Annotated in this window: 9 protein-coding genes and 3 pseudogenes; 3 read left to right on the forward strand and 9 right to left on the reverse strand. The window is 68.4% G+C overall.

Annotated elements, in window-relative coordinates:
* Window positions 1-374: 374 nt before the first annotated feature.
* A pseudogene (locus ACZ4WH_RS43450) lies at window positions 375-777 on the forward strand (transposase family protein); the annotation flags it as partial.
* 210 nt (window positions 778-987) lie between these two features.
* Here ACZ4WH_RS43450 and ACZ4WH_RS43455 read toward each other — a convergent pair.
* Together ACZ4WH_RS43455 and ACZ4WH_RS43460 are read right to left on the reverse strand one after the other, a co-directional pair.
* A complete protein-coding gene (locus tag ACZ4WH_RS43455; RefSeq protein ID WP_468191720.1) occupies window positions 988-1536 on the reverse strand; it encodes an NIPSNAP family protein in 549 nt (182 codons plus the stop codon).
* Window positions 1533-1820: a hypothetical protein gene (locus ACZ4WH_RS43460; protein ID WP_468191722.1), complete on the reverse strand. Its 288-nt coding sequence runs from the start codon at window positions 1818-1820 to the stop codon at window positions 1533-1535. Before ACZ4WH_RS43460 ends, ACZ4WH_RS43455 begins: the two co-directional genes overlap by 4 nt.
* A 248-nt stretch (window positions 1821-2068) precedes the next feature.
* Here ACZ4WH_RS43460 and ACZ4WH_RS43465 point away from each other — a divergent pair, with 248 nt between their 5' ends.
* The gene (locus ACZ4WH_RS43465; RefSeq protein ID WP_468191724.1) at window positions 2069-2995 is read left to right on the forward strand and encodes a helix-turn-helix transcriptional regulator; all 927 of its coding nucleotides are present in this window, start codon (window positions 2069-2071) and stop codon (window positions 2993-2995) included.
* Between the two features lie 24 nt (window positions 2996-3019).
* On the opposite strand, the gene ACZ4WH_RS43470 is transcribed toward ACZ4WH_RS43465, so the two are convergent.
* From ACZ4WH_RS43470 to ACZ4WH_RS43495, 6 genes and pseudogenes are all read right to left on the reverse strand, one after another.
* Window positions 3020-3538 (reverse strand): hypothetical protein, encoded by a 519-nt coding sequence (locus tag ACZ4WH_RS43470; RefSeq protein WP_468191727.1) that lies wholly within the window; start codon window positions 3536-3538, stop codon window positions 3020-3022.
* Between the two features lie 287 nt (window positions 3539-3825).
* Entirely contained in the window at window positions 3826-4521 is a 696-nt protein-coding gene (locus tag ACZ4WH_RS43475) for a glycerophosphodiester phosphodiesterase (protein ID WP_468191730.1), read from the reverse strand.
* Between the two features lie 437 nt (window positions 4522-4958).
* The gene (locus ACZ4WH_RS43480) at window positions 4959-5591 is read right to left on the reverse strand and encodes a hypothetical protein (RefSeq protein WP_468191733.1); all 633 of its coding nucleotides are present in this window, start codon (window positions 5589-5591) and stop codon (window positions 4959-4961) included.
* 41 nt (window positions 5592-5632) lie between these two features.
* Entirely contained in the window at window positions 5633-5863 is a 231-nt protein-coding gene (locus ACZ4WH_RS43485) for a hypothetical protein (RefSeq protein WP_468191735.1), read from the reverse strand.
* An 80-nt stretch (window positions 5864-5943) separates the two neighbouring features.
* Window positions 5944-6151 (reverse strand): annotated as a pseudogene (locus ACZ4WH_RS43490) (hypothetical protein); the annotation flags it as partial.
* A 104-nt stretch (window positions 6152-6255) separates the two neighbouring features.
* Complete coding sequence (locus ACZ4WH_RS43495; protein ID WP_468191737.1) at window positions 6256-7611, reverse strand: glycoside hydrolase family 10 protein; 1356 nt, start codon at window positions 7609-7611, stop codon at window positions 6256-6258.
* Between the two features lie 1660 nt (window positions 7612-9271).
* On the opposite strand from ACZ4WH_RS43495, the gene ACZ4WH_RS43500 reads away from it, so the two are divergent.
* A complete protein-coding gene (locus ACZ4WH_RS43500; protein ID WP_468191740.1) occupies window positions 9272-10078 on the forward strand; it encodes a hypothetical protein in 807 nt (268 codons plus the stop codon).
* Between the two features lie 216 nt (window positions 10079-10294).
* Here ACZ4WH_RS43500 and ACZ4WH_RS43505 read toward each other — a convergent pair.
* Window positions 10295-10429, reverse strand: a pseudogene (locus ACZ4WH_RS43505) (IS5/IS1182 family transposase); the annotation flags it as partial.

Raw genomic sequence — 10429 nt, forward strand, 5'->3', positions numbered from 1 at the left:
CCGCTACGACAAAACCGCCACCATCTACCTCGCCGGACTCCACCTCGCCGCCATCTTCATCTGGTCAGCGAGGTGATCCGAAAGAAACGGCCTAGAGCCACGTCCGCGTCACCGAGGCCGGTGAGGTTCGCAACCACTGGATCGCGGGGAAGGTCGCCGACGACCTCGAGCTCCTGCTCGGTGCCGGGCAGCCGCAGAACCTCGGGCCGCGCGACCACGGCGGGCGCTGGTGCTGGGCGGGGGAGGAGTCCACGGCCGCAACCTTCGCGCCAGGACGGCGATGCGGGCGGCGTACTGCCCGAGCCCGCTGCTCAGGTCGCCCAGGTCGAGAACCCGCTGCCCCCCGTCACGTCGCATCCATTGCGCGTCGGTGCCTCCTCCGTACCTACCGGCTTTCGGTAAACGTGCAGGTCATTGGGGCGCGGACACCCGCCTCGTAGTGGCGGCGGCCCGTCCGGTGCCCGGCAAGACCGTGGACGCCACGGCCTGGCGGGACTCCGGCCTGGCCCGGCCCCGCAGTGCGAGAGTGTGACCATGCTCGGGGACAGCGCCTACATCAACACGGGCCTGGTCGTCTCGCACCGCAAACGCCCCGGGCGAGCGGTGCTGAAGGGCGAGGACGGCACCGCCCGCCGCATGGTCCGCGCCCGCGTGGACCATGTCTTCTCCCGGATGAAGAACTACAAGGTCCTCCGCGACTGGCGACACCGCGACGACGGCCTCCACCACGCCGTCCAGGCCGTCGCCCGCATGCACAACCTCGCGCTCGCCGCATGAATCGACCAGGCTCGCCACCCGCTTCCGACTGCCTGACCACGGCCTTCTGCAAACCCTTTAGTGCATACCAACACGCCTGGAAGCGCACCTACGCCGCGCTCGTCGGCGCCCCATCGCCCTGGTACCGCCGCCCTGTGCGGTCACATGCCGAGAGGCGTTTTGGCGGGGTGCTGTCACCAGCCGGCGAACCCCCCGCGTGGCGGCATGAGGTCAAGTCGTCACAGGTTCCAGCCGCAGCCGCCGGATCGGCCAGGGTGGTGGCTCGGCCGGGCCGAACCACACCCGGACGTCGACCCCGGTGCGGACGGGCAGAGCGGGATAGTCGTTCTCGGCGTGCTCGGTGCGGTGCAGCGCATGGCACGGGCCCAGGTGCCGGGCGGCGTACGCGTCGAAGGCAGCGGTGTTCGACGGCTGGCAAACCGTCGCGACCACCTCGCGGGTGCCTGACTCCGGCGCGAGGCCCGGACCACGCAGCAGCAGGACGTCGTCGCTGTCGATCATGGTGGCGTTGGCCGCGTCGCGGTGCTTCCGCCAGACGGGGCCGGTGTAGAACGCCTCCAACGTGCGCCGACGGTGTGTCATGTCGGGGAACGAGCGCAGCCAGACGAAACGGTCCGGGTCGTCAAGGTCGCGGAACCGGCCGCCGACGGTGATACCGACCGCCTGCTGCCCGGTCACGAACTCGCGCTCGAACAGCTCGATCAGTGTCTCCCGGGCGCCGGGATGAAGCGTGTACTGGCGGAATTCGACGATGCTCATGCGGCGACCGACCCGGTGCCAGTGAGGTCCATGATTGCGTTGAGCTCCCAGGTGCGGCGGCCGTCACCGGAGAACTGCTGCTCCCGGCGTGCGGCCTCCGGGCGCGGGCGGTGCCAGGTGAGGTGCACCCGGATGGGCCGGCCGTCGTAGGTGTCCTCGCCGTGGAAGTCACCGCGGTCGCCAGTGAAGACGCCGATCACCGGGGGGTCCAGCCGGCCCGTCCGGCTGTCGGAGCAGTGGATCGACCAGCGCTCGGTCTCGCGGTCGAACGGCCGCAGGGTCACGCCTTGGCCCCCGGCGCCTGTGTGGAGTTTCGCGGGCACTCCGTGGTACGGCCGCTGTTCGGTGGTTCCGGCAACATCGACGAGATCCCCTTTCCCACCCTCAGGGCCTGAGCCGAGCGGTGCGGTGACCCGACGGTTGGCCACGTCCCAAGGGCCCCAAGGGCCGCCGTGCAGGAAGTCGGAGTCGTTCATGCGCCGCAGGTTAGGGGCACTCCACTGACACCCGCTGTCAGTGGATACTGGGCGGCATGCGCGCGAGCCGACTGGTCACCCTGCTCCTGCTGCTCCAGAACCGGGGCCGGATGACGGCCCAGCAGCTGGCCGACGAACTGGAGGTCTCCGTCCGCACGGTCTACCGGGACGTCGAGGCGCTCGGCGCCGCCGGTGTCCCGCTGTACGGCGACGCTGGTCACGCGGGCGGCTACCGACTGGTAGAGGGCTACCGGACCCGCCTCACCGGACTGACCGCGGAGGAGGCGCAGGCGGCATTTCTCGCCGCTCTCCCCGGCGCCGCCGCCGAACTCGGCCTCGGCGAGGTGCTCACCACCGCCCAACTCAAGCTGCGGGCCGCCCTTCCCCAGGAGCTGCGCGAGCACGCCGTGAGGATCCAGGAACGCTTCCTGCTCGACGCCCCCGGCTGGTACGGCGACGCCGACCGTACACCTCACCTGGCCGCGGTCGCCGCCGCGGTGTGGGAGCTGCGGGCGGTGGTCCTGCGGTATCGGCGTTGGCGGGCGCCGGAGGAGATCGAGCGGCGGGTGGAGCCGTACGGGCTCGTGCTGAAGGCGGGCCGCTGGTACCTGGTTGCGGGCGGGCCGTCCGGGATCCGCACCTACCGGGTCGACCAGATCCTCGGACTCCGGCCGCTGGAAAAGTTCGCCGTTCCGGACGGATTCGACCTGGCCGCGTACTGGAAAACCTATCTGGCCGACTTCCGAGCCCGCCTGCACACCGGTGAGGCGCTGGTACGGCTCACTCCTGAGGGCGCCCGCCGCATCGGCGTCACACCCACGGGTGACGGATGGACGGAGGCCCGGATACCCATCGAATCGATCGACCACGCCCACGGAGAGTTCCTGCGACTGGGCACTGACGTCGAGGTCATGGCACCGGCCGAACTCCGCGACCGCATCGCCGAGACGGTACGGACGCTGACCGCCCGTTACCAAGGGTGACAAGCTGACCCAGTGTTCCCGAACCTAGCGGCCGACGGTGCTCCAGTCGGTGGGGGCCGGTGGCACTGAGCGGCCTGTGGCGTGATCGCGGAGGCGTTGGATCAGTTCCGGCAGGTCGGAGGCCGGGAAGCTCACCTGGAGCAGGTGCAGGCGGAACCGCGACGGGAGGTCCTCCTTGAACATCGCCACGTCCATCGGCTTGATCGTCACGTCCCACGCGCCCGGCGCCGCCCAGTGCGTCATTCGCACGTAGAAGGCGTCCCGCGGGCCGGCGTTCGCCACGGCCGATAGGAAAGCGAGTCCGCTGTCGGCCGGGAAGTCGATGAGCATCCAGCCACGTCTGGACTCCACCCACTCCGCCATGTGCGGCAGCTTCTCCGGCCAGTCCGCGTTGCTCTCTGCGAGATCCTGACAGCAGGTGAAGGTGTCGAACCCGCACTCCCAGATCGCCTGGATCGCGGGTGCGAGCTGTTCGTCAATCTGCGCGTGGCGGTCACCCACCCGGACGAGGACGGTGGGGTGCGTGCCTTCGTAAGACGTCATCGCAGGAGCATAGAAGCGGGGTACGACATCGGCGCAGGCGGCGCCGTTGAGGCCACTGGGAACGCGAACTCCGGCCAGGTGGATTGCCTAAGCGGCCAACTGAAACGCTCAGTCACAGCTGTCCGGCCACACCATTGCGTCCGGCCACCTCAGTCTGCGCATGACTGTTGGCGTTCCAGCAGGTCTGACGGCGGCTGGGTCACTCTTGATTGCGACGGTTGGCCATCACAGCTGTTCGTCGAGAGAGCTTGCGAACTGGTCAGGTGTTCGGTCTGGCGCCTCTGAGGTCAGACTGTGGCCTCGACCAGCCGCTTCATGCCGGGCTGGTCGGTCACGCAGCCCACCAGGCCGAGGGCCCGGGCCAGCGCCAGGTCGTGCTCGTCGTTGACGGTCCAGGCCATCACGTCGATGCCGACGGCGCCGCACTTCTCCACAATGGCCCGGTTCAGCTGGCGCAGCTCTACGCTCACCAGGGTGGAACCGACCTTCTGAGCGCGGCCGACGAAGGTGTCACGGTGCGCGCTGGGGCCTGCCACCAGCACGGTGCGGGCCTGCGGCAGCAGGTTGTGGATCTCGGTCAGCGCCACGTCGTGGAACGACAGCACCGAGACCCGGTCCAGCAGGTCGCGGTCGCTGAGCACCTTGGCCAGCGACCGGGCGGCGGCCACGTCCTTGATCTCCGCCTGGATCGGCAGCGTCGGCCCGACGGCGTCCAGCACCTCCCCGAACGTGGGGATGCGCTCGCCGAGGCCGGCGTCGAGCTTCTTGAGGTTCCGCAGCTCCTGGTCGGCGATCGGACCGGAGCCGTCCGTCGTGCGGTCCAGGGTCGTGTCGTGCATGACGACCAGCTCGCCGTCCTTGCTCAGGTGCAAGTCCAGTTCGATGCCGTCCAGCCCCTCGCGTTCAGCCCGCAGGAAGGAGCGCAAGGTGTTCTCCGGCTCGGCGGCCATGACACCGCGGTGGCCGATGGTGAAGAAAGACACTCGGTTGCCGTCCTTCGGTGTGGTCGTCCGGGGCAGCCGCACGAGCGCCGTACCCCTGCCGGGCACCGTACCCCGCCGGGCGGCGGTCGACCGCCTGGCGGCGCGTCCAAGCCTAACGGGCCCCTCCGGCCGCGCGCTCCGGCCCGACCACACTGCGCCTCAAGGTCCGACGGATGCATCGGGCCTCGCTCGCAAGGTGAAACGGCCATTCGCAGACTGCTGTGCTGTTGTGGCTGAGCACCGTAATCGGCCGGTCTGGCCGGCTACGGTGCTCATGGCGGTCAAGCAGGGGCAGCAGCCGCTATCAGTAGTGATCACGACCGCCAGGCGGGTGATTCCCCGCCTTTCGAGCCGGTCTTCGACCCGATCCGAGTGTCCCGGCCGGACCTGGGGCGGCCGGCCCGGCACCGAAACTCATCGAGGGGGCCCGGCCGGCTTCAGCACCGTTGCCCGGGCCCGATGACCGTGAGCCCCACCTGCTCGGCGAGCCAGTGAGCGTACGGCTCCCGCATTTGGCGGCCGTCGACGCTGACGCTGCGGACGTGGACGAGGACGGTGTGGTCGTCGGCGGGCTCGTCGAGCTCGCGGGTGCGGGTGTTGAGCAGGAGCGTCACCTCAGCGTGTTTGGACTCGCCGAGAAAGCCCAGTTCGGGCGCGTCTGGCCAGCACAGGCTGGTCCAGTTGATCGTGCCCGTGTTCGGGCCGATCGCCGCCGTGAAGGCGTCCTCGATGCTGCCGACCGGCAGGTTGTGCAGCTCGCACTCCACCGGCAGCCGCCCTTCGTACGCAGCCGGATCGGCCGGCAGACCGGGCCCCTGAGCACCGAGGACCAGCGCGGGCTGCTCCGCCAACGGCACCCCGTCGAACTCCCCGTACTCCTCCTGCCCCCGGAACCATCCCCCGGGCAGCTCCTTCGCCACCCGCCGAATCTCGGCGATGGAGCGAAGCTCGGCGTACACGGAAACCTTGGAGTACTCGCAGCGGCCGAACTCCATGATGCGCCGCGCAGTGCTCAAGGCGAGCGCGGGGTCGGGGGTACGGAAGACGGGATAGGCGATGTCGTCGGACATGCGGTGACTGTGCCACGGCCCGTCACCGCAGGTCATCGCATTTACGGCACGGTTGTCGCGCGCGTCCGGCCGTGAGGTGAACGCTCAGAAGGCCAGGACGTGGCTGGGGAGCGGGAAGGCGAGCGCCTCTCCCAGCCGCCGGTAGTGGCCGCGCCGCCCGTCGACAGGCGGTGGTTGGCACGGAAGTTGAACAGCAGCTGGTCGACGTCGACGAACCGGAGATAGGCGGCGGTGCGGTTCTGGCGGGCGGGACGCGTTTCCCCGATCCTCATGTACCCGCCTCCTTTGTGTTGTCCGTCGCGTCGCGTGCCGTAGTCAGCGCCGGACGTCGCTGCCGAGGGCCCCAGAGACGCAGGAATGTCCGGTTGCGGCCGTACAGGCCTCCGGCACGCCCGCCGAACTGCATGAACGCGGCGAAGGCGACGGCGTACGCCTTGACCACCTACCGCGGGCGCGGTCCGCTCGGCCCCAGGCCGGCCTGCGTGGACGGCAATGCCGCGTTTGACGGACACGTCCAGCACGACCAGGGTCGTCAACCGGTACCCCTCCACGGCAGCGATATCTCGTCCCCCGCCCGTACACCGTGCCTACGACGTTCGGCCCTCATGACTCGGCCGTACGACCCAACGGGGGTGTACGGCCGAGAGGGCGCGGTTCGTGCAGATCAGGACGCCGTGCACGCCCCGATTACGGGGGCGGCCGAGTTGCCGTTCTTCATCACCGTGAAGCCGAAGCTCGTCGACGCGCCTGCGGCGAGGCTGCCGTTGCCGTTGGGCCGCATGGTCATGACGTTGCCGCTGCTGTCCCAGGTGGGCGAGCCGTTCCAGGTCGCGATGGTCTTCTGCGGCGGGGTCACGGTGACCGTCGTGGACCAGCTGGTGATCGGCGAGCTGCCCGCGGTGATGGTCACCTTGCCGTTGAAGCGGTCGCTCCACTCCTCCTGCTTGCTGTACGTGGCGGTGCAGGTGGCGCCACCCGGGGTGCCGCCCCCGCCGGAGGAGCCGCCGAGCGTGGTCAGTACGGTGGTGTACGCGGGCTTCTTGTTGTAGTTCGAGTCGAAGAGCAGCGGGGTGCCGCTGGAGCGCCACGAGTACTTGTCGGTGATGCCCCAGACGGTGATGCCGGTACAGCGGGTGACCGCCAGGCACGCCTTGACGACGTTGCTGTAGTTGGTGGCCTGGCTGGTGCCGGAGCCCTCGATGTCCAGTTCGGTGATCTGCACGTCCACGCCGAGGTCCGCGAAGCGCTGGAGGTTGGACTGGTAGTCGGCGGGAACCGGGGAGGCGCTGTTGAAGTGGGACTGGAAGCCCACGCAGTCGATGGGAACGCCGCGTGCCTTGAAGTCCTTGACCATGTTGTAGACGGCATTGCTCTTCGCGTTGACGCCGTCGGTGTTGTAGTCGTTGTAGCAGAGCTTGGCCGCCGGGTCGGCCGCGCGGGCGGTGCGGAACGCCTCCTCGATGAAGCCGTTGCCGAGCTTGTCCTGGAACGGCGAGCTGCGGCGGGCGCCGCTGGAGCCGTCCTGGAACGCCTCGTTCACCACGTCCCAGGAGTGGATCTTGCCCTTGTAGTGAGCCATGACCTGGTTGATGTGGTTGTTCATCGCCGTTCTGAGGTCGGTGGCGCTCAGGCCGCCGACCCAGCCCGGCAGTTGGGAGTGCCAGACCAGGGTGTGGCCGCGGACCTTCATGCCCCGGCTCTGGGCGTGGCTGACGATCTGGTCGGCGGCGGAGAAGCTGAACGAGCCGCGGTTGGGCTCCACCGCGTCCCACTTCATCTCGTTCTCGGGGGTCACCGAGGTGAACTCGGTGTCGAGTGTCGAGGCGTACTGCGCTTCGCCCAGGTGGTTCGCGGCGACAGCGGTGCCGAAGTAGCGGCCCGTCTCGGCGGCTGCCGCGCCGAGCGTGTTGCCGGCGGCCTCGGCGGTGCCGGAGGTGGTGGCGAGGCCGCCTGCGGCGAGCAGACCGGTGAGACCCAGGACGAGTGCCTTGCGGGCACGGGAGGACGTGCTGGATGGCATGGATGCTCCCGAAAGTTTCGTGCGGGTTTCCGATTGATAGGCAGACGGTATGGGCGTGATGCGGGAGCGTCAACGGGTCGCGCGGGAGAGGGTTCGCGACTAGATAGTCCGCTGCGCCCCTGTTTGGTCGACGAAAGTTTCGCCAGCTATGCCGACAGTGCGCAAAGCCTGATGGCGGATCAGATCATCATGCCCGAGGTAAAAAGTCAGTTCCAGGCCATTCATCTGGCGGGTCGGACGGCCTACCGGGGCGGGGGTCTCCCGCTCTCCGGCTCTGGCTCAACTTCGTGAGCCACTCTGCGATGGTGCTGGATGATCGATGTCGATATGTTCGAGAGTCACCACGGCTGCTTGTCAAGCCTGTGCGAAACACAGTCCGCCGGCCCGGCACCGTCACCGTGTGGTGCGGGCCCCCTGCTACCAGCAGGCGGCCACGCCTTGAGCGCCTGTGCCGGTACCGAAGTGTGGGTGCTCCCGATCGCGTACACCGGGTGTTCACGCGACGGTGCGACGCTCAATCCCACGTCGAAACGGCGCCGGTAGTCGGGTTCGGCTCAGCTTGTGTGGTGTGGCGACGCTGAGTGACGGCTGCTTCTCCGGGCCGTTTGCAAAGTCGCCCGAAAACGGTCGGTGGCAAGGTGATTGGGCTGACAGTTCGGGGCCGTGGATGAGGTCGCGCTCCAACTGAAGGAGTTGCTGTTCCCATCGATCGGGGACATCGCGGCGCTATCGGTGGAGGTGAACATCGAGATCGTACGCGTTGACGCGCAATGCACCGCGGACGGCGCCGTGTGCCCTGCCTGCCGGATCTGGTCGAACCGGGTTCATGGTTCGTACCTGCGGATTCCCGATGATGTTCCGAGCGGTGGACGAAGCGTTGTCCACCGGCTGAGGGTCCGTCGGTTTGCGGGAACTCGGGGTGCGTGCGTCGTACCTTCGTCGAGCAGAAACCCGGCCTGACGCGCCGACACGGTAAGCGGACCGAGCGGCTGCGCTCTTCCCTGGCCGCGATCGGTCTGCCCCTCGCGGGCCGGGCCGGAGCCCGCATCGCTCGCGTCCTCGGGGTGTCCGTCAGTCGCAGTACGGTGCTCAGGCTGGTCGATGCTCTTCCCGCGCCAGAGGCGACCGCCCGCGTGTGGTCGGCGTCGACGGGCAGCTACCAGCGCGTCCGCGCCTACCTGCACAAGAAGCGCACCTCGCCACGGCCGGTGGGCGCCCAGCCGCCCTCGCCCCGGACGGTCGCCGGATGGATCCTCAGCCGCCTGGAAACCCTCACCGAGCCCGAACAACTCCAGCTCAAGACCCTCCGCATCCACTGCCCCGAACTCGACACTCTCACCCGGCACGGCCGCTCCTTCGCGGTCATGCTCACCGAGCGCCAGGGCGCAAGCCTGCCGCACTGGCTCGACGCCGTCCGGAAGGACGACCTGCCCAGCCTCCACACCCCTTGCCGCAGGCATCGACCGCAACCTCGACGCCGTCATCGCCGGGCTCACCCTGGCCTGGAACTCAGGCGCCGTCGAAGAACACGTGAATCGCATCAAGATGCTCAAGCGCCAGATGTTCAGCCGCGCCGGGTTCCAACTCCTACCAAAGCGCGTCCTGCTCTACACATGACACCCCGCGCCACACCGGCTCATAGAGGCTATAGCCTCCGCCTGTGACCAACAGCCGCAGTCGGACCGAGAATCCTCGCCACCACGAGCTACCTCATTACCAAGCGCTCCTGGACGGTACGGATTGGGCGTCGCTCGCCACCCCATGCGGGACGGGCGAATCCCTGCCGACGGCGCTGGCACGCATCCTCAGCGCCGACCCGGTCGTCAGGTCGGCCGCCACCGATGACGCGCTCAGGGAAGTGACCCACCAGAACACCATTTACGAAGCCACCGTGCCCGTGGCGCTCTACGTCGCGGCCATCCTCCACCACCCTGCCGTCGAGGCAGGCGACTTCGGCCACGATGCCGACATGCCACCGCGCCGCCCCACCCTCGTGAGACTGCTTGAGTGGCTCAGCGCCACCGCCCACGACGCCGACGACGAGTGCGTCGCCATCGGCGAACGCCACTTCGGCAAGGAGTTCCTCGACGAGTACGGGGAAATGCGCGCGTTCCGGGACCTGCGCCCGGCGATCTTCTCCGCCGTCCATCCTCTTCTCGGCCACGACAACGCGGAGGTACGCGACGCGGCTTTCGTCGCTGCAATCCCCCTGGCAGAGCACCCCGTGCTCACCGCGCACCGGGCCGAGCTGATCGGCCATGCCCGTCGTCTGCTGACCACCAGCACCGACCGCTACAACCGAGACCGCGTCCTGGACGCGATGAAGGCATGGGGTCACGACACCAGCGACCTGGAGAACGCGGACGACATCGCAGCCCGCGAGCGTTACGCCCGTCTCAAGTCGGAACGTGATTCCTGGTGGGCGGCCGACGGGACAGGCGGCTACTCCGAAGACCCACCGTTCTGACTAAGAACCCCTAACGAAATAGACCTGATGCTCGACTGGAGCAGATACAGCTCCAGCGGGCTGCGGCAGTTCCCTCCGCGGCGGGCACCACGAAGAGCCGGCCCGATGTCAGTGCCGTGTGGCACTGTCGGCCCCGTGATCATCGTCATCAGTCGGATCAATCAGGGGGCTCCCAATGTCGGCTAGGCCGTTTCTTTCGGATCGCCTCGCTGACCAGATGAAGATGGCGGCGAGGTAGATGGTGGCGGTTTTGTCGTAGCGGGTGGCCAGGCCGCGCCACTGTTTGAGCTTGTTGATGCAGCGCTCGACCGTGTTGCGTCGCTTGTAGGCGTCGCGGTCGAAGTCCGGTGG

The sequence above is a fragment of the Streptomyces sp. NPDC029138 genome (assembly GCF_055564375.1).